Here is a 22,333-nt window from a genome sequence, read left to right as displayed (position 1 = left end):
AGTTATACTTATAATTAACTTAAATTAAGTATAAATTAATAATATATTTTAAAAGTTGAACCAACTCCCAAAGTTGACTCTATTTTTAGCTCAAAATTATGAATATTTAAGATAGATTTCACAATAAACAATCCTAAACCTAAAGAGTTATTCCACTCATTGTTGTTTGCTCTGTAATACTTTTTAAATATATTTTCCAAATTCTCTTTTGATATTCCAATTCCCTTATCTATAACAGCTAAATAATTATTTGTAATCTCTATTGTAATATCATCTTGAGAGTATTTTAGAGCATTTTCTATTAGATTTGTAATAGCAATAGATATTAAAACCTCATCAGCTTTTATCTCTTTATCTTCACCTAAAATATTTATATCTTGATTCTTATACTTTACTTTTAAATCACTAATTATATTTTCTAAAACTCTTTTTATTGATATATTATTCAAAGCAATTGTGTTGTTACTATCTTGAAGTTTTAATGCAAGTCTCAATTTATCAATAATTTGTGACATCTTATTTGAGTTTGAGAAGATTTTATTTAAAAACTTCTTTTTCATATCTTTTGATAAGTTCTCATCTTCAATCAAAGTTTGACTATAACCAGAGATTACAGCGATTGGGTTTTTAAACTCATGAGAAATAGCAGAGATAATATCATCTTTTTGTCTATTTGCAAGAGTTAGTTTTGCAGTATGTTTTACTTTTTCTTGCTCTCTTTTTGATAGCTTTAAAGATACTTTGTTTAATAACTTTGCAATCTTATAAAACTCAAAAGTGTAGTTTGATTTTAGAGGTATTGGAGTTTTTTTATTTTTTATATCTTTTAAAAAATCAAGTATTAAATCTGTCTCTTTTTTTATTTTTAGACTAATAAAATAGGTTGCCAAAAAAGCTAAAAATAGAAACAGTAAAATATATATAAAAATCTCAATTGTGAGTGATTTAAAATTATCTGTTATTTTATTTGTATAGTCAGCCATTCTTATGTAGTAAGTTTTACCTTCTATTTCAATCTTTCTTGCAATATATAGTAAATCTTTTCCTAAGGTTTCAGAGACTCTTGTATCTTTTCCAATACCAATATTTTTTGCCTCTATAATTTCTACTCTATTTGAATGGTTTTTTATATCATCCAAATTTTTATGACTCTCTGCTATTACATCTCCAAGTTCATCTATTACAGATACCCTTAAAGCTAAAACTTGACTCAAGTTTAAAACCACACTATTTAAACTATTTATATCTTTACTATTTTGTAAAACAACAGCTAATGTATCCAAATTTTGTATTAGATTTTTCTCAATTTGATTTATATACAGATTTTTTGCCCAAAAATATGTAGCTAGTGTTAGAGTGATTAAAATAGCAATAAATATTGCTAGATAAGTTCGTAAAAATAGTTGATGAATCTTTAACAAAAAATATATCCCTCTCCACGAACAGCTTTTATATAGTTCTTTTTAGCTTTTGGATCTATTTTTGATTTTAATCTTTTTATTGCAACATTTACAGTCTTCTCTTTTTTATCTAAAGAGTCCTTCCAAACTTTTTCAAGAAGATAATCTCTTGAAAGAAGAATATCTTGATTATTTATAAACTCAAACAACAAAGAGCTCTCAAGTTGAGTTAGTTCAATCTCTTTATTTTCAATATAAAACTTTTTGTTTGCAAAGTTATAAACAATATCTTTTGCCTTTATAAACTCAAGCTCTTTTGAAGTTCTTTTTATTACAGCTTTTACTCTAGCAATTAGCTCTTTTAGATTAAAAGGTTTAGTAATATAATCATCTGCAAATGCCTCAAATCCTTCTAAAACATCATTCTCTTTATCTTTTGCAGTTATGTAAATAACTGGATTAGAGTAACCACTTACTCTTAACTCTTTTATAAATGTAGTTCCTTCAATATTTGGAAGATTTCTATCCATTAAGATTAAATCTATGTTCTCCTCATCCAAAACTTTTCTTACATTTTTATCCACATTTAAAAATCCAATAGTATCATAACCCTCTTTTTGTAGTGTGTACTCAAGAAGCTCAAGCATATCCTCTTCATCTTCAACTATAAGAATTAATTTTTTCATTTTATCTCATCTGCTTTTTTATCATTTATTGGTGAAAATTTTATAGATAATATTCTAAACACAAAGAAGACAAATATTACAAATAGTAAGAATACTATATCAAAGTAGTCTCTATTTTTATTTGCTGATAAAATTATAACTTCTCTTATTAGAAATATTATAAAAATATCAATAACATATCTAAGTCTTAATGTCTCTTTTTTTATAAAATCAGAAATCATCTTAACAACTTCCATAATCACAATAAACTCAAGCATAAGTATAATTGCTCTATAAAAGTCGTGTCCAGCTATGAATATCACTAAAAATATAACAGTAGCAACCAAAACTTCAAAGTTTGAACTAAAATAGTCCGAGATTTTTTGTATAGCTTTTTTCATGCAAAAATTATATCATAAGAATTATGATTGAACCATATCTCCACCTAGTTTTGCAAACTGTAGTAAACTAGCTATTGATACAGATCTATCTGCAATTTTCTCTAATCTTCTTAAACTACTTAAAATATCAAAATACTCTTTTGATAAATCAAGATTTTTTGTAATTAGTTTTAAAATATTTTTCTCAATCATCAAGTATAAATCATCTGTTTTACTCTCTTCTACAACAACTCTTTGATACTTTTGCTCAACTTGTTTTAAATCATGTTCATCTATTATAGATACAGCTGTTTTTGTAGATAATAAAGCCGATTTTAAAAGAGGAATTGTGTACTCTAAAATAGTATTTGTATCTAAATCTTCACTATAAGATCTTCTAAACATTTTTGCAAAATCTTTTGTATTTGCAGCTGTTCTTACTATCTCATTTGTGATTTTTAAGAATGCTACCATTCTTCTTAAATCTCTAGCTTCTGGTGTATATAAAGCTAGAGTTGTGATAATAATATTATCTAGTTCATTTGATTTTGCAAGAAATTTTTTCTCACTAATTTCAACATTTTTTAGATTCTCTATCTTTCTTTCATTTAAAGATTTTAAACAAATCTCTAAAGCTTCAACAACATCTAATCCTAGTTTTTCTACTTCACTTTTTATAAGTTTTAATTTCTCTTCATAAGGTTTTAACATTATCCAAATCTCCCTGTAATATAATCTTCTGTTTTTTTATTTGTTGGATTAACAAAGATAGTCTCTGTTACATCATACTCTATTAATTTTCCTAAGTGAAAAAATGCCGTATAATCAGCAACTCGTGCTGCTTGTTGCATATTGTGAGTTACAGTTATAATTGTATAATCTTGTTTTAATTCAAGCATCAAAGACTCAATTTTTTCTGTACTTATTGGATCAAGTGCAGATGTTGGCTCATCCATTAAAATAACCTCTGGTTTAATTGCAATTGTTCTTGCAATACAAAGTCTTTGTTGCTGACCACCTGAAAGTGAAGTTCCTGGATTTTGTAACTTATCTTTTACCTCATTCCAAAGACCTGATTTTATTAGTGAAGTTTCAACCAACTCATCACACTCTTTCCCTTTTTTTACCATTCCATGTTTTAGTGGTGCATAAGCAACATTATCATAAATAGATTTTGGAAAAGGATTTGGTTGTTGAAATACCATTCCAACTCTTTTTCTAACACTTACCTCATCAACATCTTTATCATAAATATTTTTTTTGTCAATTACAATTTTTCCATCAATTTTAACACTTGGAATTAAATCATTCATTCTATTTATACATCTTAAAAATGTAGATTTTCCACAACCAGATGGTCCAATTAGTGCTGTTATTTTATTTTGATACAAATTTACATTAATATCAAATAGTGCTTGATTTGAACCATAATACAAATTTAAGTTTTTTACATCTATTTTTGTTTTATTATCTGTACTCATTTTTTTCCTTTTACCATTTTACTTCAAATTTTTTTCGTAAATATATAGCTATTGCATTTAGTGAAATTAATATTGACAATAGAACCAAAATTCCAGCTGCTGTTTTTTCTATATACATACCCTCAGGCATTCCAGCCCAAGTAAATAGTTGTGCTGGCATCACAGTTGCCGCTTGTGTAACCATTGAAGGAGCATCTGGAATAAAGGCAATCATTCCAATGATGATTAAAGGTGCTGTCTCTCCCATAGCTTGAGCTAAACCAATAATTGAACCTGTCATTATCCCTGGAAACGCTAAAGGTAAAACATGATCTCGTGTCACTTGAATTTTATTTAATCCCAAACCATATCCAGCTTGTCTTATATTATCTGGAACAGCTCTTAATGCTGCTCTTGAACTTACAATTATAATAGGAAGTGTCATAAGAGCTAAAGTTAATCCACCAACTAAAGGTGAACTTCTAGGCATTCCAAAAAGGTTTATAAAAATTGCCAGACCTAAAAGTCCAAATAAAATAGATGGAATTGCTGCAAGATTATTGATGTTTATTTCAATAAATCTTGTAAATTTATTATCCCCAGCAAACTCTTCAAGATAAATTGCTGTCATAACTCCAATTGGAAATGCAACTGCCATTGTTATAATCAAAGTTAAAACAGACCCAACAATTGCAGAAAAAAGACCTGCATATTCTGGAATCTTTGAGTCACCGTTTATAAAGAATATTGCATTAAATCTCTTTTCAATTAAACCTTGATTATAAAGTTCATCAACTTTTGCTCTATCTTTACTCTTCAAAGTATTGTGATGCTCTTTTAGATATTGATCAACTTGACTATTTGCTAAAACCCAAAGAGTTTGTGTTGTATTCAAATACTCTGGATTTTTTTCTAAAAGTTTTGGAATATCTCTTAACCAAGCTCTTGAAACCAAAGTTCTATAATCTCTTGATACTGCTAATCTTGTATCCTCTAAAGTTTTTTGATTAAATGTAACTTCTGTTTTTATGTAAGCCACATTAAATGCAGGAACTCCTTTTGCAATCATATCAAATAGGAAAAATGCTAAAAATGCTATTGAGAAGATTAAAGAAGTTAAGGTAAACTTTTTAAATCTTTTTGCACTTTTATGCCTACTTTTTAAAGTTGGATCATAAAATGGGTTATATTGTTTATTTCTCTTTTTTCTTTTAATCATAATGTATTCACTTTATATTTTTCTTTAAATTTTCTAATTAGAGATAGTGAGATCATATTAAGTATTAAAGTAACAATAAACAACATTAATCCCAATGCAAATGCTGAAAGTGTTTCAGGCGAATTAAATTCAAAATCTCCAACTAAACTATTTACTATTGTAACTGTAACCGTTGTCATATCTTCAAGTGGATTCCATGAAAGATTTGGTCTTAAACCTGCTGCCATAACAACAATCATAGTCTCTCCTAAAGCCCTTGATAGTGCAAGAAGTGATGCTGATATAATTCCAGGCATTGCACTTGGAATTACAATATTTTTAATAGTCTCTGATTGTGTCATTCCAAGAGCAAAAGCTGCTTTTCTTTGAGAGTCTGGAACAGCTCTTATAACATCATCACTTAAAGAAGATACTAAAGGAATAATCATAATTCCCATAACAACTCCAGATGCTAAGGCACTATTAAATGCTGCATCAACTCCAAAATATCCTGCAATTTCAACAATTATTGGAGCAACTGTAATAGCTGCAAAGAATCCATAAACAACAGTTGGAATACCAGCAAGAACTTCTAAAATAGGTTTTAAATAATCCCTAAAAGTAGAAGTTGCATATTCACTCATATAAATTGCACTTCCAAGTCCAATTGGAATTGCTACAAGTAGTGCTATTGCTGTGATTACAAATGTTCCTGCAAATATTGGTAATGCACCAAACTGGCTACCAGCAGTTCCTGGTGTCCACTGTGTTCCTGTAAGAAAATACCAAAAACTTCTTAGTTTAAAGAACTCTATTGCTTCAAATAATATTGAAAACAAAATCCCAAAAGTAGTTAAAATAGAGATAACAGCTGCAAGTATTAATGCAGATTTTATAAGTTTCTCATTTAACTCTCTTTGTTTTTTTCTTGATTCAAAAGTACTCAACACTTTTACCTTCTATTAAATTTTGTGTATTATATTTGTAATCGATTACAAAATGATTACAATATTTTATCTTTACAAAACTCTATATATTGGCTTTTTTGAACTCTTTGACTCTTTTTTTAGCTCACTTAAAACCTGATCAAAATCATCTATTTTTGAGCTACTATCTACTTTCACAATTGCACTTGATACAGATAGAAGTTTAAACTCTCTTGTTGTTCCAAATCTATCTTTTGCAACAATATAAGCTCTTTGTTTATCCTCATTTGAGTACAAATTTTTTACACTATTTTCAAACTCATTTTGAACCTCTAAAGTTAGTTCAAATATATCTTTTTTATTATCTTTTTTTAATCCTACAAAAAAATCATCGCCACCAATATGTGCTATAAATGAATCTTTTGGATACTTTTTTTGTAGAATTTCTGAAAATATTAGTATTGCTCTATCCCCTTGTCTAAATCCACAAACATCATTAAATGGTTTAAAATCATTAAAATCAAAATATATAATATGCCTACCATCTTCTATATGTCTATTCTCAAAAGTATCACTTATAAACTTCTCTATTTGATTATTTCCAGGAAGTTTTGTAAGTGGATTTTGATTTGCAACTATTTGAAGATTTCTTTGATATGAGAGATTTAATAAAGAGTTTAAGTTTATAAACCCTTTATATTTTTCACCTTCTGTTATAAATATTCCCAAAGAGTTATTGAAATTTAAATTATACATCTCTAAGATTTTATCAATTCCCCAAGATACCTCAACGCTTAAAGCAGGTTTTATATATTTTAATAGCGTTGAAGAGAATGTCTTATTTTGTGCAAGTGCAAAACCATATTGTGAGTATGAAATCTCTTTGATATCACTTTCGTTTATAACTCCTAAAAAATATCCAAACTCATCTACAATTGGTACAAAATTGTGTTTAGTTCCTTTTTTAAAGTGTAAAAACAGATCATGCAAAGATGTGTTTACATCTAAAGCATCTATTTTATCTATATATTTATCATCAATATGATTATTCTGTTTTACTCTTTGATCCTCTTGTATTAAATCTTGGATATTTTTATAAACATCTAAAATCTCATCAATATTTTTTGTTGGTTTTTGGACTAAATATCCTTGCATAAAATCAGCACCAATATCTTTGCAAGTATAAAACTCTTGAACTGTTTCAATTCCCTCTGCAATAACTTTCATTCCCATAATATGAGCCATCTCTATAATTGAAGAGCAAAAGAGTTTTTTCTTTGAATCTTGGTCAATATTTGATATAAAAAATCTATCAAGTTTTATAATATGTGCTTCACTAAAATATAGTAACTTTAAACCAGAAACCCCTATTCCAAAATCATCTATGGCTATTTTATAACCACTTGATTTATATCTTTGTAGCATTGATGATAAAGCATTTTGCTCAATTGGTGTTCCCTTTTCACTCAACTCAAAAAAAATTCTATCTTTTGTTAAGTTATATTTTTTTAAAATTCTTTCAGTGTTTCCTTGAGAGTAGTTTTTATTATAAATTATTCTATTATCTAAATTGTAAAATAGTTTTAAATTTTTGATATCTATCTTTGCAAACTTCTCTATAGCTTTTTCTCTTAACTCTAAATCAAACTCATATAAGTAGTTTTCATTAAATACTAAATCAAACAAATCATCAATTGTGCTTACCTTTGGAATATTTTGAACATCTCTTAAAAGTGCTTCTACTGCATAAGTTTTGCCATTATGTGCGTAAACAATGGGTTGAAAAGCATAATCTAGCTTATCAATAATATTACTACAATTTGGCATATATTGGATTTCCTATTTTTATTTGAAAGATTGTAAAAAGGGAAAAATCCCTTTTTTTATTAAATTATTTTAGCTCTTTAGCTGTAAGTTTTGTACTATTTAATACTTTATCTCTAGCTTTAGTTCTTAAATCGTCTGCTAATGGAATAAGTCCAAGTTCACTTAAAATTCCATCTTCACCAATCATCTTTTCACTCATAAATAGTTTTGTGTACTCTTTTAAAGATGGAACACTTTTTGAGTGTTGATTTTTGATATAAAAATACATAGATCTTGCAACTGGATAGCTACCATTTGCAATAGTTTCAACTGTTGGTAAAGTATTATCAATACTTAATCCCATAACTTTATCTCTGTTTTCAGCTAAAAATGAGTAACCAAAAATTCCAATAGCAGCTTCATTTCTTGTTAATCTTTGAACGATTAGGTTATCGTTTTCACCAGATTCAACATAAGCACCATCTGTTCTAATTACTGAATAAGCTTTATATTTTTTATTTGCTTTTTCATCTTTTTTATATAAATCTGTATATGCTGATACTTTTTTAAATACATCTTGTAATACTAACTCTTCAAATGAATCTCTAGTACCTGATGATTTTGGTGGTCCATATACTGTAATCTCTCTATTTGGTAAAGATGCATCTATATCTGACCATTTTTTATATGGGTTTGCAATTAAAGATTTTCCATCTTTTGAAGGAACTTCTGCAGCAACTGCTAAAGCTAACTGTTTTTTTGTGATATTAAAGCTTTTTACTTTTGAACTTTGAGCTATTGCAATACCATCAAATCCAATTAGTGCTTCAGTGATATCTGTTACACCATTTTCTTGACACATTTTAAACTCACTAGCTTTCATCTGTCTTGAAGCATTTGCAATATCAGGAGTGTTTATATCTATTCCACTACAAAATAGTTTCATTCCTCCACCTGTTCCTGTTGATTCAACTACTGGAGTTGGGAATTTTGTAGTAGCTCCAAACTCTTCAGCAACTGAAGATGAAAAAGGATAAACTGTTGATGAACCAACAATTTTGATTTGATCTCTAGCACTCAAAGTTGTAGCGATTAGGGTACTTGCTATTAAAGCAATTGATGTTCTTTTTAAACTCATTTTTTCTCCATTAAATTTATTTACAATGGAAGTTTAAAATTTGTTGATTACAAAATGGTTACTAAATTTATATAAAAAGCTAAATAGAAATTTAAGATTGTATTTTTAAAATATTAAGAGTTTATATTAGAAAATGGTACGCCTGGTAGGAGTCGAACCCACAACCCCTCGGGTCGAAACCGAGTATTCTATCCAGTTGAACTACAGACGCACTTTAAAATTAGGATTGAAGTTTATCCTAATTTTGCTTAAAATTTTTAGAAGAAGATATTATCTAAAACGATTAAAAAGAAGAATACAATCCCCAAGTATCCATTTACAGTAAAAAATGCTCTATCTATTTTTCTAAAATCTTTATTTACTAAATAGTGTTCATAACTAAGCATCAAAGCACTTATAACAACTGCGAAATATGCAAAATATGAACCAGATGAATAAATCACAAACAAAAGCCAAAATAAAACTGTGAAAAAGTGAAAAACTTTTGAAAATAGCATTGTCTTTTTTGCACCAAATTTTGAAGGAATAGAGTGAAGTCCTAGTTTTTTATCCACATCAATATCTTGTAGTGAGTAAAGTAAATCAAACCCAGCAACCCAAAACATAACTCCAATACTTAAAAGTATCACCCAAAAAGGAATAGATTCACTAACAGCAACAACTCCAGCAATTGGTGCAAGAGCCAAAGATATTCCCAAAATTATATGTGCTAAATATGAAAATCTTTTAAAGTATGAGTATGAACCAATAATTACTAAAATTGGAACAGATAAAATAAGTGCCAAACTATTTACAAGGTATGCTACAACAATAAATGCTATTGCATTAAAAATAACAAATGCCAACATTGAGTTTGCACTAATTCTTCCATCTACATTTGGACGATTTGAAGTTCTTGGATTTAAACCATCGATATCTCTATCCATGTATCTATTAAATCCCATTGCAAAGTTTCTTGCAAATATTGCACACAAAGTTCCCAAAACCAAAAGCTTAAACCCAAACCAAGGTGTCTGATTTATCTGTGAAGATGATACAACCATTGCTATAAATATAAATGGCAAAGCAAAAACAGAGTGCTGAAACACTACAAGTTCACTAAAATCTTTTATTTTTTTTATTAATTTTTCCATGGGCAAAATATTATCTAATAATGATTAAATTAATGCTTTTTCGTTATAATCCAAGCAAAAAAGGCAAATTTATGAAAAAATATCTTACTTTAACTCTTTTTATACTTTTTTTCACATCTTGTGCAACAAAAATTGAAAATGAACAAAATGCTACAAACAAAAAGACAAACTCTGAACTAATAAAAATTTTAGTTGAAAAAGAGAAAGAGATAAATAGCCTAAAACTTGAGATTGAAACTTATAAAAAAGTTGATTAAAAAATGAAAGAGATTGCAATTATTGGAACAACAGCATCTGGTAAAACAGCTCTATCACTTGAACTTGCAGACAAAACAAACTCAATAATACTCTCGCTTGACTCTCTTTGTGTATATAAAGAGATAGATATTGCAAGTGCAAAACCAACAAAAAAAGAGCGAGGTGATATAGTTCATTTTGGGATAGATGAAGTTTTTCCAAATGAGAAGTTTGATGTTGTTGAGTTTTTAAATTTGTATCAAAATGCAAAAAAATTTGCACAAGAGAACTTAAAAAATCTAATAATTGTTGGTGGAACTGGTTTTTACTTAAAAGCTTTAACAGATGGTTTAAGCCTTGGTTTTAACTCAAATGTAGAGTTAGATATGAGTTTAAATGATACTTATAATTTGCTTTATAGTTTAGATAAAGAGTATATGCAAAAAATTGATCCAAATGATAGATATAGAGTTCAAAAAGCCTACTCTATTTATAAACAAAGTGGTTTAATCCCAAGTCAATACTTCAAAGAGAATCCAAAAGTTACACTAAGTGCAGATTTAAAAATATTTGAGATTTTATGGGAAAAAGAAGACCTTGCAAGTAGAGTTGCATTGAGAACAAAAGCTATGATAGAAGCTGGCTTAATTGATGAGATTATATATTTAGAGAAAAAATATACAAGATTGCCAAATTGTATGTCTAGTATTGGAATTGTTGAAACTTTACAATATCTTGATGGAAAAATTGATAAAAAAAGGCTTGAAGATAAAATTATTCAAAATACCTTAAAACTTGCAAAACGACAAAACACTTTTAATAAAGGTCAATTTGAAAATAGAGTTTCAAACATAATTTCTAGCTTAAATTCAGAGATTATTAAGTATTTTAAGATATAATCGCAAGTTCAAAAGTTTGGTAAAGGACTTGCAAGGACTTGATCTTTTTCCAAACGCTTAATTTTAAAAAGGAAAATGGAATGAAAAAAGATATTCATCCAGATTACAAAGTATGTCAAGTTTCTTGTGCATGCGGAAATAGCTTTGAGACAAAATCAAATACTGAAACTCTAAGAGTTGATATTTGTTCTTCTTGTCACCCATTCTTCACAGGAGAGCAAAAACTTGTTGATGCTGCTGGAAGAGTTGAGAAATTCAAAGCTAAATATAATATGGCAAAATAGTTCTATATTATGTTGCGCTTAGTTCCAACACCAATAGGAAATCTTGATGATATTTCAAAAAGATCTCTTGATGCACTATTGGAAGCGGAACTAATTTTTTGTGAAGATACAAGAGTCACAAAAAAACTTCTAAATCTTCTAAGTGAAAAATATAACTTAGATTTTTCAAATAAAGAGTTCAAATCTTTTCACTCTCACAATGAAGCTGATGTTTTAAAAACTATTTCAAAAGATACTTTTTCTAAAAATGTTGTTTATTGTAGTGATGCTGGAATGCCTTGTATTAGTGATCCTGGTTCAACTTTGGTTGAGTGGTGTATAAAAAATGGTGTTTCTTATGAAGTAATTGCTGGAGCAAATGCACTTTTAACAGCTTTTGCTATGAGCGGATTTTCAAGTAGTGAGTTTACATTTTTTGGTTTTTTAGATCACAAAGGTGCAAGTAGGGCATCAAAACTAGAAGAGGTTTTAAGAAGTCCTAGAGTATCAATTTTGTATGAATCTCCACATAGACTTTTAAAACTACTTGAAGAGTTAAATACAAAAGAGCCAGATAGAACAATATTTTTAGTAAAAGAGATTAGTAAGTTTTATGAAAAAAGCTATAAAAATAGTGCTAAAAAGCTATATGAAGAGCTAAAAAACTGTGAGATAAAAGGTGAATGGGTTGTTGTAATTGAAGCCAAAGAGAAAGTTGGTTTTAATTTAGACTTAGATGATATTCTTCCACTTGAAATTGCTCCAAAAATAAAAGCAAAGCTAATTGCAAAGCTTACAGGAGCAAGTGTAAAAGAGGTTTATCAAGAAATATTGGATAAAATCCAAAATTAATTTAAACGAGACAAAATGATAATTTACGGAAAACAGATAGTTTTATATGTACTAGAAAAACATCAAGATTTAATAGAAGAGATTTTTTTATCAAAAGAGATTGATAGTAAACTTTTTTCAAGATTTGCAAAACTAAATAAAAAAATTCATAGAGTTGATAATCAAAAAGCTCAAGCTTTGGCAAAAGGTGGAAATCATCAAGGGCTTATTTTAAAACTTAGTGATTATGTTTATACACCTCTAAAAGATATAAAAAATATGAATTTTATAGTTGTTTTAGATGGTCTAACTGATGTTGGAAATATTGGAGCAATTGCAAGAACTGCTTACTCTTTAGGAGTGCAAGGTTTAATTGCTTCAAATATAAAAACAGTAAATAACTCTGGAACAATAAGAACAAGCGCTGGAGCACTTCTTGATTTACCATTTTGTATTCATCCAAGAAGTGTTGATTTAGCAAGTGAATTAATAGATGCTGGATTTACACTAATTGGTGCAACAATGGATGGAGTTGATCTAAAAAAATATGGAAAAATAGAGCAAACAGATAAAGTTGCACTATTTTTAGGAAATGAGGGTGAAGGAATAAGTCCAAAAGTTGCAAAAAAATTAGACCTTAAAGTTTCAATAAAAATGGAGCATGAGTTTGACTCACTAAATGTAAGTTCAGCTGCTGCTATTTTAATTTATAACCTAAAAAGATAGGAAGATTTATTATGAAAAAAATACTATTTACGATTATTCTAGCACTAAGTTTAAAAGCAGATGTAAACCAAGCTATTTATAATATGATAGATAGTGAAGATTATAATACTCATCTAAACCTAATTAATCATATATTCAAAGATCAAAGCAACTTTTATAAAGATGGAAATATTGATTATATAAAAATTAGTGAAGAGTTAGATAAAAATGGACTTTTAAAACTAAATTATGATGAGATTAAAGATATTGAAGTAACTTTCACATTTAACTCAAGTCCAAAAAAATCGTTTAAAAATATAACTGATATCTTAAAAGCTATTGGAAATCAACATTTTATAACAAAAAATCAAGCAACAAATGGTGAACAACTTTTTTGGAGTATAAAGTTAAAAACCGCAGCCGCCATTAATCCTCTTAGATTATCTTTAGAGCTTCAAAATGCAAATTGTAGAGTTTTAAAAATAAGAAGAGAGGCTGAGGATAAGTGGAGTTATTTTATAGATTCAAGTAACTCAACACTATATAAGGTTGAAGATTTAGTAAATAATAGCTCTTTATCATTAAGAAAGCCAACAAAGCCATATATGATTGAGCTTTCAAACTCAGAGATTTTATCTATAGAGACAAACAACGGAACAATTTGGCATCCAAATGTTGTTTTCTATGATGATGAATTAAATATTTTAAGAGTTTTTGAAAAAGAGAAAAGATATTCTAATTTAAGATTAAATGTTCCTAGTGAGGCTAGGTTTGTAAAAATTGATGATTTTTATGCCCTAACAAATATAAGAAATGGGCTTAATATTACTAAGGAGTAATAAGATGTTTGACGAAATTGAATTTGAAAGAATGAAAAGACTTCCAAACTATGTATTTGCAGAAGTTAATGCTATTAAAATGGAAGCTAGACGTGCTGGTGTTGATGTTATAGATTTTTCTATGGGAAATCCAGATGGAGAGACTCCAAAACATATTGTTGATAAATTAAAAGATGCAGCTAGTAAACCAAAAAACTATGGGTATAGTGCTAGTATTGGAATATATAAATTAAGACTTGCTATTTGCAACTGGTACAAAAGAAAATATAATGTAGATTTCTTAGACCCAGATAAACACGCTTGTGCAACAATGGGTTCAAAAGAGGGTTATGTTCATTTAGTTCAAGCTATTGTAAATGTTGGAGATGTTGCTGTTGTTCCAGATCCTACTTATCCAATTCACTCTTATGCTTTTATGTTAAATGGTGCAGCTATTCATAAATTTGAGTTAGTATTTGATAATGAGTTTAAAGTAGATGAAGAGTTGTTTTTTAAAAATCTTCAAAAAACAATTGATGAGTCAATTCCAAAAGTAAAATATGTAGTTGTAAACTTCCCACACAATCCATCTTGTGCAACTGTAACTCCTGAGTTTTATACAAAACTTGTAGCTATGGCTAAAAAAGAGAGATTTTATATAATCTCTGATATTGCTTATGCTGATATTACATTTGATGGATATAAAACTCCTTCAATTTTCCAAGCCAAGGGTGCTTTAGATGTTGCTGTTGAGTGCTTTACTTTAAGTAAATCATACAATATGGCAGGATGGAGAGTTGGTTTTGTTGTTGGAAATGAAAAACTTGTAGGTGCTTTAAAAAGAATAAAATCATGGCTTGATTATGGAATGTTTGCTCCAATTCAGATTGCTGCAACTGTTGCACTTGATGGTCCACAAGATTGTGTTGATGAGATAGTTGCTAAATATGAAAAAAGAAGAGATGTTATGATTCAAGCATTTGCAGAAGCTGGTTGGGTTATGGATAAACCAAATGCATCTATGTTTATTTGGGCGAAAATTCCTGAAAAAGCACAACATTTAGGAAGCTTAGAGTTCTCTAAACAACTTCTAAGAGAGGCTCAAGTTGCAGTTAGTCCTGGAATTGGATTTGGTCACTATGGTGACCAGTATGTAAGAATTGCTTTGATTGAAAATGAAAAAAGAATTAGACAAGCTGCAAAAAATATAAAAAGATATTTAAAAACATTAGAGTAAAAAATTATTAGAATATTAGGTTCCTTTAAAATAGGAACTAGTCAAAAGGATAGGTAAATGCTTAAAGTTGGAATTATTGGTGTTGGAACAGTTGGAACAAGTGTTGCAAATATTTTAATAGATAATAAAAATATTATAACAGCACGAGCTGGAGTTGAGATTGTTCCACACATTGGAGTAGTTTCAAATTTAGATAAAAAAAGAGATGTTAGTATTAAATTAACTACAGATATAAATGAAGTTTTAGAAGATGATAGCATTGATATTGTAGTTGAGCTTATGGGTGGAATTGAAAAACCTTATGAGATTGTAAAAAGAGCTTTAGAAAATGGTAAAGCGGTAGTTACAGCAAATAAAGCACTTCTTGCTTATCATAGATATGAGTTACAAGAGCTTGCAAGTGATACGCCATTTGAGTTTGAAGCAGCTGTTGCTGGTGGAATTCCAATAATAAATGCTTTAAGAGATGGTTTAAGTGCAAATAATATCAAATCTATTCAAGGGATTATGAATGGAACTTGTAACTTTATGCTTACAAAAATGATAAACGAGGGTGCTAGTTATGACCAAATTTTAAAAGAGGCTCAAGAGCTAGGTTATGCAGAAGCAGATCCTACTTTTGATGTAGGTGGATTTGATACAGCTCATAAACTTTTAATTTTGGGTTCAATTGCTTATGGAATTGATGTAAAACCTGAGGAGATTTTAATTGAAGGTATTCAAAATATCTCTAAAATTGATATAGAGTTTGCAAAAGAGTTTGAATACAATATAAAACTGCTTGGAATTGCAAAAAAAGTAGGAAATGAAATAGAGTTAAGAGTTCATCCTGTTTTAGTTCCTCTTGATAAGATGATTGCAAAAGTTGATGGTGTTATGAATGGTGTTTCTGTTGTTGGAGATAAAGTAGGGGAGACTATGTATTATGGAGCAGGAGCTGGTGGTGATGCAACTGCTAGTGCTGTTATTGCAAATATAATTGATATTGCTAGACGAGGGAAAGGCTCTCCTATGCTTGGTTTTGAAAAACAAGTAGGAACTCAACCAACTTTAATGGCAAAAGATGATATTAAAACAAAATATTACTTAAGACTTGAAGTAGCTGATAAAAGTGGAACTTTGGCAAAAGTTGCAAAAATATTTGGTGATAATGATATATCTATAGAGAATATGATGCAAAAATCTCTTAAGCGTGAAAAAGCGAATCTACTTCTAACAACTCACACTTGTGTAGAAAAAGATATTAAAAAAGCTATTGATGAACTTGAACACTCAAAAGTGGTTTTAACAAAACCAGCTATGATAAGAATAGAGGATTAATTACATAAAAAAGAGTTAAGATTAAAAATCTTAACTCTTACAAAAGCTACTTTCTTTGAGCCTCTACATCAACTTTAATTTTTACCTCTTCAGCAACTGCAACACCACCAAGTTCAATAGCCTTGTTCCATTTTAGACCAAAATCAGTTCTATTTATTTTTCCTTCCATAGAAAAACCAATTTTATCTCCTAAAATAGCTATATCTTCAACCTCTAAAGTTACTTTCTTTGTAACTCCTCTAATAGTTAGATTTCCAGTCATTTTTCCATCATCACCATCTGCTTTATATGATGTCATCTCAAATGTCATTTTAGGAAATTTATCACTAGCAAAGAAATCATCACTTCTTAAATGATCATCTCTTTTTTCAATCCCAGTATAAATTGATGTTGTATCAATAGTAGCTTTCAAATTTTTAAAAGTTCTATTTTTCTCATCAAAATCCATTATTGCATCATAAGTTTTGAAATTACCATGAACATTTGTAATCATCATATGTTTTACTGTAAATCCTACATTTGAGTGTGCATTATCTACTTTATACTCTGCAGCTCCCAATAAAGCAGTTGCTAATACTAAACTACCTGTTATTTTTGTTAATAAATTCATTTTTGCTCCTTATATTTAAATAAATTAAATCTTATATATTTATAGTTAATATTAGATTAATCATATTATCTATTTCTCATTACAATATAAAAAATTGATGGAATAACAAAAAGTGTTAAAAAAGCTGAACTAATTATTCCACCAATCATAGGAGCTGCAACTCTTTGCATAACTTCACTTCCAATAGAGTTTATATACATAATAGGAATAAGTCCTCCAAGTATTGCAAAAAGTGTCATCAGCTTTGGTCGAAGTCTTAAAACAGCTCCATGATATATTGCATTTTTTAGTGCAATATCTGTTTTTTCTTTAATATTTTTATATGCTTCATCCAAATATAACATCATAACTATAGAAGTTTCAGCAGCAACTCCTAAAAGTGCCATAAATCCAACAATAACAGCAATAGAGATATTAAATCCTAAATATTCTATATAAAATACTCCACCACTTAAAGCAAAAGGAAGTGTACAAAATATTATCAATGTATATTTTAAATTCTTTAGTGCTAAATAAATCAAAATGAATATAAACATTAAAACTATTGGAATAATAAAACTTAATTTTGACATTGCTTGTTGTAAAAACTCACTTTGTCCTGACCACTCAAAATAGTAACCATCTGGAAGTTTTAAATCTTTTAAAAGTTTATTTGCATCATCTTTATATTGTTGTATAGAAAAATCACTTTTTGGGCTAATATAAACATAAGCAACTTTAAGTGCTTTTTCCGATTGAATTATTGAAGGACTCTCTTCATAAGACAAAGTGGCAAATGTTTTAAGTGGTTTAAATCCTAAATTAGTTTTTATTTGTAGATTTTCTAATGCTTTTATATCTTCTCTCTGATTTGATTCATACCTTAAGCTTATTGGATATCTCTCTAAATTATCTAAAAAGAGAGTTAATTGAACAGCTCCAACTCCTATACTTAAAGTTTCTAAAATAGTATTTTTGCTTATGTTATATCTACTTATTGCTTCATCATCTATTTTTATATTTAAATAATATCCTTGATTTATCTTATCTGCGCTAACACTCATAGAGCCTTCATATTTTTTTAATATGTTCTCTATTTTTGAGCTCTCTTCTTGTAAAATTTCTAAATCTTTACCATAAAGTTTTATTCCCAAAGGTGTTCGAATTCCTGTAAGTAACATATCAATTCTACCTTTAATTGGATATGTCCATGTATTTATAAGACCTGGAATTTGAAGTTTTTTATCCATCTCATCAATTAATTTTTTATAAGTCATTCCTTCTCTCCACTGTGATTGTGGTTTAAAAGTAATAATTGTTTCAATCATTGCAAGTGGTGCTGGATCAGTTGCTGTTGCTGCTCGTCCAGCTTTTGCAAAAGTATTTTGCACTTCTGGAAAAGATTTTATAACCATATTGGTTTTTTGTGCCAACTGCTTTGCTAAATCAGCTCCAATTCCATAAGGAGTTACAGGCATATACATAAATGTTGCTTCATTTAGTGTGGGCATAAATTCCCATTTTTGTTTTGAATATGTATATAAGGCAGAAATTATAATTATAAAAAATATAGTAACCACAAAGTATTTTAATTTTAAACTCAATCGTAATATTGGTGAATAAATTTTTATAAAAAAACTATTTAAGATATTTTTATCCTCTTGAATGATTTTACCTTTTATAAAATATATCATCAAAATAGGAACTAGGGTAATTGAAAGTATTGCTCCACAAAGCATTGCAAATGTTTTTGTAAATGCAAGTGGTGAAAATAGTTTTCCTTCTTGTCCACTTAGTGCAAATATAGGTAAAAATGATACTACAACCAAAAGTAGGGCAAAGAAAATAGGTCGTCCAACTTGTTTTGCAGAAGATAATATTATCTCTATCCTCTCCTCTTTTGTTATATTTTCTTTTCCTTGAAGATGTTTATGAGCATTTTCAACCATTACAATTGTTGCATCAACCATTGCTCCAATTGCAATTGCAATTCCACCTAAACTCATAATATTTGAGCCAATATTAAAGATCTTCATAAGTAAAAAACTAATCATCACAGTTAAAGGAAGGGTAATAATTATAATTAAAGCACTTCTAAAATGGAATAAAAATATTGCAACTATTAACATAACAATAATAGACTCCTCAATCAAAGTTCTTTTTAAAGTGTCAATTGCAGCATCAATTAAAGAGGTTCTATCATAAACCTCAACTATTTCAACATCATCAACATTAAGTGAATTTAATTTAGCTTTTACATTTTTAATTACACTATGAACATCAACACCATATCTAGTTACTACAATTCCTCCAACAACTTCACCTTCACCATTTAACTCAGCAATACCTCTTCTATCATTTGAAGTAAGATTAACTTCTGCTATATCTTTTATTTTCAAAGGGATATTATTTTGAGTCTTTATAGTTATATTTTCAATATCTTTTTTTGATTTTAAATATGCTCTTGCACTAATAATTTGTTCATAACCATTTTCAAGTATTACTCTTGCTCCACTATCATTGTTATTTTTAACAATTGCCTCTTTAATCTCTTCTATATCTAAATCATATTGAATTAATCTATCTTGATTTAGAGTAATTTCATAGTTTCGTACAAATCCACCAACTGATGCTACCTCACTAACTCCATCAACTCCTAAAAGTGCAAATTTATAAAAATAGTCTTGCAAAGTTCTAAGCTCATCAAGGCTTCTATTTTTTGATTTTAATGCATATTCATAAGCCCAACCAACACCTGAAGCATCAGGACCTAATTTTACTTTTGCTAAAGAGGGGAATGTTCCTTGCAAAGTTGATAGTTGTTCTAAAATTCTACTTCTAGCATCGTATAAATCAACTCCATCTTTAAAAATTACATATATCATAGAAGTTGAAAAACTGCTCATAGCTCTTATTGTCTCTATTTTAGGAAGACTCATAAGATTTGAAATTAGTGGATAAGAGATTTGCTCCTCAATAGTTTTTGCACTTTGATTGCTCCATTCAACTTCAATGATTACTTGATTTGCAGATAAATCAGGAATAGCGTCTAAACTTGTATTTTCTATAGCATATATTGAGCCAAAAGCTAATAGTAGAGTAATAAAAATTACAATAAAACGGTTTTTTACACTTAGGTCTATTATTCTTTCAACCATTTTTACCACTCCTCATCAGAAGTTTCATCATAAAGTCTATTTGTCATAGCATCAGCATCATATAAGAATAGGGCATTATTTATAACTTCCTCATCAAGAGTTAAACCACTTAAAATTTCATATTTATCACCACTTACTCTTTTTGCCTCTATTTTTTTAGGTGTAAATTCTCCATTTTCTTTTGGAATAAAAACATAATAAGAGTCTGATTTTTTTATAACTGCACTTTTTGGTAAAACTAAAATCTCTTTACTCTCTTTTTCTATTTTTACTTTCCCAAACATTGAAGGCAAAATCTTATTTTGTGAATTTTCTATAACAAATCTAATATCTACTGTTTTTTTCTCTTCATTAAAAACGGGATATATAAAATCAACTTTTGCTAAAATTGGATTCTCTACTCCATCAAGTTTAATTACAGAATTCATATTTGCTTTTATAAAACTCAAATCCTCTTGATATATAGAAGCTATAAACCAAATATCTTCAAGTGATGAAATTTGAAAAAGAGTTTTTCCTTTTTCTACATAAGATTTATTATTTACATTTTTTTGTGTGATTATTCCTGATATTGGTGAACTTACAACTACTTCATTATTTAAAAACTTAGCATTTTTTATATCAAAGTTTTCTAATTTACTATTTGCTTTATCATATAAATTTTTATTTAAATCTTTTGCTATTTCAATCTCAACTTTTATTGATGCAATATCGCTTGAATAAATTGTATATAAACTTTCACCTTTTTTAATATTCATATAATTTTTATTTGCACTTAAATGTGTAATATATCCATCAAATCTGCTTACAATATCTATCGTTTTACTCTCATTTAGTTTTGTAATTCCATAAAACTCTTTTGATTCTTTAAAATTCTCTTTTTTTACTTTAACTTTTTCAATATTAAATAGTTGTTTAGCATCTATTGGATTGGAATTAAGAGCTATAGCTATAAGTATTAGCGATAAGAATATTTTTTTCATTTTACACCTTTATTTGAGTAATATATAAGTTCACTGTAGTTTTCAAAATATTTTTCAAGTTGTTCACTTGCTTTCATTTCATAATCAATCAATTCATTTAAACTATTTAGATTCTCTTTTAAACTCTCTTTATCAAATCCTACAAACTCTTCTAAAACCTTTTGTATTTTTTGTTTTATAGGTACAATCTTTTCTTGAAGGATTTTATAATTTGTTTTATATTGCTCTAAATTATTTAGATATATTTTTGTTTGTAATCTTAAATTATGAATTTGACTATCTAGTTTATTATTAGTTTCATTTGTATTTAAATTTGCTTTTAATTTATTAATATTTTCTGTATTATAAATTGGTAGAGGCATAGACATTGTAATATTTGCATAATCTTGCTCTTTATTTTGCATATATTCTAAAGCTAAAGTTATACTTGAAAACTTTTTTGCGTCTTCAAGTTGTGCAGTATCTTTATACTTTTGGCTTGTTGTTCGAAGTGTTTGTATCTTTGGATGAAATATTAATTGTTCTTCAATTTGTTGTCTGTTTATATCTTTTAATACTAAGCTATCATCAATTTTATCAATCTTCTCATAACTTATTTGCTCTAAACTTAGATATAAATTATCTTTTGCTATTTGAAGTTCATTTATTTTCATTTGTAAATCATATTTTGAAATTTGTGTATTTAATATCTCATTTAAAGATACTTTATCATATGAATATAGTTTTGTATAAAGCTCTTCTAGGCGATTTAAATTTTTTTGATATTCATTTAGTAGTTTTAATCTATTTTCTAAAATTAAAATAGTGTATGAATATAGATAAATTTTTGATTCAAATTCTAGCTTTATATCCTGTAGCGTTTGTTCTTTTAATAATTTATCTTTTTTTGCAATACTCTCTTCCAGTTCAAGTTTTTTACCAATAGGTATGGCTTGAGATAACTCAATTCCATACTCTTTTTGCTTATTTAAATAGTTTTTATTCAGCATAATATCATTTACTTTAAAGCTTATCATTGGATTTTCCCAATTTTTAGCCTGTTTTATTTGAAAATTAGCAATTTCAATAGAGTTTTCAAGACTTTTTATATCAAAATTATTTTGTAAACTCTTTTGTACTATATCTTCAATCGAAGTTCCAAATGAATAAATTGCGAGAATTAGTGAAGTAAAAACTACTTTTTTCAT

The 22,333-nt window shown here is 28.1% G+C and carries 22 protein-coding genes and 1 tRNA gene; 8 read left to right on the top strand and 15 right to left on the bottom strand.

What is annotated here, in order from left to right; genetic code table 11:
- Positions 1-35: 35 nt before the first annotated feature.
- The 11 genes from ASKIR_RS00365 to mqnP form a co-directional block, all read right to left on the bottom strand.
- Positions 36-1,421, bottom strand: coding sequence for a sensor histidine kinase (locus tag ASKIR_RS00365; RefSeq protein ID WP_066352074.1), 1,386 nt, complete (start codon positions 1,419-1,421; stop codon positions 36-38).
- On the bottom strand, positions 1,415-2,086 hold the full coding sequence (locus tag ASKIR_RS00360; protein ID WP_066352076.1) for a response regulator transcription factor: 672 nt from the start codon (positions 2,084-2,086) through the stop codon (positions 1,415-1,417). Before ASKIR_RS00360 ends, ASKIR_RS00365 begins: the two co-directional genes overlap by 7 nt.
- A complete protein-coding gene (locus ASKIR_RS00355; protein WP_066160227.1) occupies positions 2,083-2,466 on the bottom strand; it encodes a phosphate-starvation-inducible PsiE family protein in 384 nt (127 codons plus the stop codon). Before ASKIR_RS00355 ends, ASKIR_RS00360 begins: the two co-directional genes overlap by 4 nt.
- Before the next feature lie 21 nt (positions 2,467-2,487).
- Positions 2,488-3,156 carry a phosphate signaling complex PhoU family protein gene (locus tag ASKIR_RS00350; RefSeq protein WP_066352077.1) on the bottom strand — a complete coding sequence of 223 codons (669 nt, stop codon included), beginning with the start codon at positions 3,154-3,156 and terminating at the stop codon, positions 2,488-2,490.
- Entirely contained in the window at positions 3,156-3,926 is a 771-nt protein-coding gene (gene pstB, locus ASKIR_RS00345) for a phosphate ABC transporter ATP-binding protein PstB (protein WP_066352078.1), read from the bottom strand. Before pstB ends, ASKIR_RS00350 begins: the two co-directional genes overlap by 1 nt.
- A gap of 10 nt (positions 3,927-3,936) precedes the next feature.
- Positions 3,937-5,124 (bottom strand): phosphate ABC transporter permease PstA, encoded by a 1,188-nt coding sequence (pstA, locus tag ASKIR_RS00340; protein WP_066352080.1) that lies wholly within the window; start codon positions 5,122-5,124, stop codon positions 3,937-3,939.
- A complete protein-coding gene (gene pstC, locus ASKIR_RS00335; RefSeq protein ID WP_066352082.1) occupies positions 5,121-6,050 on the bottom strand; it encodes a phosphate ABC transporter permease subunit PstC in 930 nt (309 codons plus the stop codon). The genes pstA and pstC overlap by 4 nt, the downstream gene beginning before the upstream one ends.
- A gap of 72 nt (positions 6,051-6,122) precedes the next feature.
- Positions 6,123-7,856 carry an EAL domain-containing protein gene (locus ASKIR_RS00330; protein ID WP_066352083.1) on the bottom strand — a complete coding sequence of 578 codons (1,734 nt, stop codon included), beginning with the start codon at positions 7,854-7,856 and terminating at the stop codon, positions 6,123-6,125.
- A gap of 64 nt (positions 7,857-7,920) precedes the next feature.
- Positions 7,921-8,973, bottom strand: a complete 1,053-nt coding sequence (locus ASKIR_RS00325) for a substrate-binding domain-containing protein (RefSeq protein WP_066352085.1) — start codon at positions 8,971-8,973, stop codon at positions 7,921-7,923.
- Between the two features lie 134 nt (positions 8,974-9,107).
- Positions 9,108-9,184: transfer RNA gene (locus tag ASKIR_RS00320), tRNA-Arg, on the bottom strand.
- Positions 9,185-9,230: 46 nt separating this feature from the next.
- On the bottom strand, positions 9,231-10,106 hold the full coding sequence (mqnP, locus tag ASKIR_RS00315; protein ID WP_066352088.1) for a menaquinone biosynthesis prenyltransferase MqnP: 876 nt from the start codon (positions 10,104-10,106) through the stop codon (positions 9,231-9,233).
- A 71-nt stretch (positions 10,107-10,177) separates the two neighbouring features.
- On the opposite strand from mqnP, the gene ASKIR_RS00310 reads away from it, so the two are divergent.
- The 8 genes from ASKIR_RS00310 (at position 10,178) to ASKIR_RS00275 (ending at position 16,416) form a co-directional block, all read left to right on the top strand.
- The gene (locus tag ASKIR_RS00310; RefSeq protein WP_066352090.1) at positions 10,178-10,363 is read left to right on the top strand and encodes a hypothetical protein; all 186 of its coding nucleotides are present in this window, start codon (positions 10,178-10,180) and stop codon (positions 10,361-10,363) included.
- A gap of 3 nt (positions 10,364-10,366) precedes the next feature.
- Positions 10,367-11,242 carry a tRNA (adenosine(37)-N6)-dimethylallyltransferase MiaA gene (miaA, locus tag ASKIR_RS00305; protein ID WP_066352092.1) on the top strand — a complete coding sequence of 292 codons (876 nt, stop codon included), beginning with the start codon at positions 10,367-10,369 and terminating at the stop codon, positions 11,240-11,242.
- An 80-nt stretch (positions 11,243-11,322) separates the two neighbouring features.
- Positions 11,323-11,526, top strand: a complete 204-nt coding sequence (gene rpmE / locus ASKIR_RS00300; RefSeq protein WP_066160748.1) for a 50S ribosomal protein L31 — start codon at positions 11,323-11,325, stop codon at positions 11,524-11,526.
- 9 nt (positions 11,527-11,535) lie between these two features.
- Positions 11,536-12,357: a 16S rRNA (cytidine(1402)-2'-O)-methyltransferase gene (gene rsmI, locus ASKIR_RS00295; RefSeq protein ID WP_066352095.1), complete on the top strand. Its 822-nt coding sequence runs from the start codon at positions 11,536-11,538 to the stop codon at positions 12,355-12,357.
- Between the two features lie 15 nt (positions 12,358-12,372).
- Entirely contained in the window at positions 12,373-13,062 is a 690-nt protein-coding gene (rlmB, locus tag ASKIR_RS00290; RefSeq protein WP_115588048.1) for a 23S rRNA (guanosine(2251)-2'-O)-methyltransferase RlmB, read from the top strand.
- Between the two features lie 11 nt (positions 13,063-13,073).
- On the top strand, positions 13,074-13,880 hold the full coding sequence (locus tag ASKIR_RS00285) for a hypothetical protein (protein ID WP_170256926.1): 807 nt from the start codon (positions 13,074-13,076) through the stop codon (positions 13,878-13,880).
- Positions 13,881-13,884: 4 nt separating this feature from the next.
- Positions 13,885-15,096: an LL-diaminopimelate aminotransferase gene (locus ASKIR_RS00280; protein ID WP_066352102.1), complete on the top strand. Its 1,212-nt coding sequence runs from the start codon at positions 13,885-13,887 to the stop codon at positions 15,094-15,096.
- Positions 15,097-15,153: 57 nt separating this feature from the next.
- Entirely contained in the window at positions 15,154-16,416 is a 1,263-nt protein-coding gene (locus ASKIR_RS00275) for a homoserine dehydrogenase (protein WP_066160733.1), read from the top strand.
- Positions 16,417-16,462: 46 nt separating this feature from the next.
- On the opposite strand, the gene ASKIR_RS00270 is transcribed toward ASKIR_RS00275, so the two are convergent.
- The 4 genes from ASKIR_RS00270 to ASKIR_RS00255 all read right to left on the bottom strand — a co-directional run bounded on the left by ASKIR_RS00270 (position 16,463) and on the right by ASKIR_RS00255 (position 22,333).
- Complete coding sequence (locus tag ASKIR_RS00270) at positions 16,463-17,026, bottom strand: YceI family protein (RefSeq protein WP_066160730.1); 564 nt, start codon at positions 17,024-17,026, stop codon at positions 16,463-16,465.
- Positions 17,027-17,091: 65 nt separating this feature from the next.
- Positions 17,092-20,163, bottom strand: a complete 3,072-nt coding sequence (locus ASKIR_RS00265) for an efflux RND transporter permease subunit (protein ID WP_066352103.1) — start codon at positions 20,161-20,163, stop codon at positions 17,092-17,094.
- A gap of 2 nt (positions 20,164-20,165) precedes the next feature.
- Positions 20,166-21,146, bottom strand: coding sequence for an efflux RND transporter periplasmic adaptor subunit (locus tag ASKIR_RS00260; protein WP_115588049.1), 981 nt, complete (start codon positions 21,144-21,146; stop codon positions 20,166-20,168).
- Positions 21,143-22,333, bottom strand: a complete 1,191-nt coding sequence (locus ASKIR_RS00255) for a TolC family protein (RefSeq protein ID WP_066160723.1) — start codon at positions 22,331-22,333, stop codon at positions 21,143-21,145. The genes ASKIR_RS00260 and ASKIR_RS00255 overlap by 4 nt, the downstream gene beginning before the upstream one ends.

This window comes from Aliarcobacter skirrowii CCUG 10374, from assembly GCF_003544835.1.
GTDB classification, from domain to species: domain Bacteria; phylum Campylobacterota; class Campylobacteria; order Campylobacterales; family Arcobacteraceae; genus Aliarcobacter; species Aliarcobacter skirrowii.
Note: the sequence above shows the minus strand (reverse complement) of the source record. Positions and strands in the feature narration are given on the sequence as shown.

Bases quoted from the DNA above. Each gene is read 5' to 3' on its own strand.
- ASKIR_RS00360 (WP_066352076.1), bottom strand. From the start codon at position 2,086: ATGAAAAAATTAATTCTTATAGTTGAAGATGAAGAGGATATGCTTGAG.
- ASKIR_RS00355 (WP_066160227.1), bottom strand. From the start codon at position 2,466: ATGAAAAAAGCTATACAAAAAATCTCGGACTATTTTAGTTCAAACTTT.
- ASKIR_RS00350 (WP_066352077.1), bottom strand. From the start codon at position 3,156: ATGTTAAAACCTTATGAAGAGAAATTAAAACTTATAAAAAGTGAAGTA.
- pstB (WP_066352078.1), bottom strand. From the start codon at position 3,926: ATGAGTACAGATAATAAAACAAAAATAGATGTAAAAAACTTAAATTTG.
- pstA (WP_066352080.1), bottom strand. From the start codon at position 5,124: ATGATTAAAAGAAAAAAGAGAAATAAACAATATAACCCATTTTATGAT.
- ASKIR_RS00330 (WP_066352083.1), bottom strand. From the start codon at position 7,856: ATGCCAAATTGTAGTAATATTATTGATAAGCTAGATTATGCTTTTCAA.
- ASKIR_RS00325 (WP_066352085.1), bottom strand. From the start codon at position 8,973: ATGAGTTTAAAAAGAACATCAATTGCTTTAATAGCAAGTACCCTAATC.
- mqnP (WP_066352088.1), bottom strand. From the start codon at position 10,106: ATGGAAAAATTAATAAAAAAAATAAAAGATTTTAGTGAACTTGTAGTG.
- ASKIR_RS00310 (WP_066352090.1), top strand. From the start codon at position 10,178: ATGAAAAAATATCTTACTTTAACTCTTTTTATACTTTTTTTCACATCT.
- miaA (WP_066352092.1), top strand. From the start codon at position 10,367: ATGAAAGAGATTGCAATTATTGGAACAACAGCATCTGGTAAAACAGCT.
- rpmE (WP_066160748.1), top strand. From the start codon at position 11,323: ATGAAAAAAGATATTCATCCAGATTACAAAGTATGTCAAGTTTCTTGT.
- rsmI (WP_066352095.1), top strand. From the start codon at position 11,536: ATGTTGCGCTTAGTTCCAACACCAATAGGAAATCTTGATGATATTTCA.
- rlmB (WP_115588048.1), top strand. From the start codon at position 12,373: ATGATAATTTACGGAAAACAGATAGTTTTATATGTACTAGAAAAACAT.
- ASKIR_RS00285 (WP_170256926.1), top strand. From the start codon at position 13,074: ATGAAAAAAATACTATTTACGATTATTCTAGCACTAAGTTTAAAAGCA.
- ASKIR_RS00280 (WP_066352102.1), top strand. From the start codon at position 13,885: ATGTTTGACGAAATTGAATTTGAAAGAATGAAAAGACTTCCAAACTAT.
- ASKIR_RS00275 (WP_066160733.1), top strand. From the start codon at position 15,154: ATGCTTAAAGTTGGAATTATTGGTGTTGGAACAGTTGGAACAAGTGTT.
- ASKIR_RS00270 (WP_066160730.1), bottom strand. From the start codon at position 17,026: ATGAATTTATTAACAAAAATAACAGGTAGTTTAGTATTAGCAACTGCT.
- ASKIR_RS00265 (WP_066352103.1), bottom strand. From the start codon at position 20,163: ATGGTTGAAAGAATAATAGACCTAAGTGTAAAAAACCGTTTTATTGTA.
- ASKIR_RS00260 (WP_115588049.1), bottom strand. From the start codon at position 21,146: ATGAAAAAAATATTCTTATCGCTAATACTTATAGCTATAGCTCTTAAT.
- ASKIR_RS00255 (WP_066160723.1), bottom strand. From the start codon at position 22,333: ATGAAAAAAGTAGTTTTTACTTCACTAATTCTCGCAATTTATTCATTT.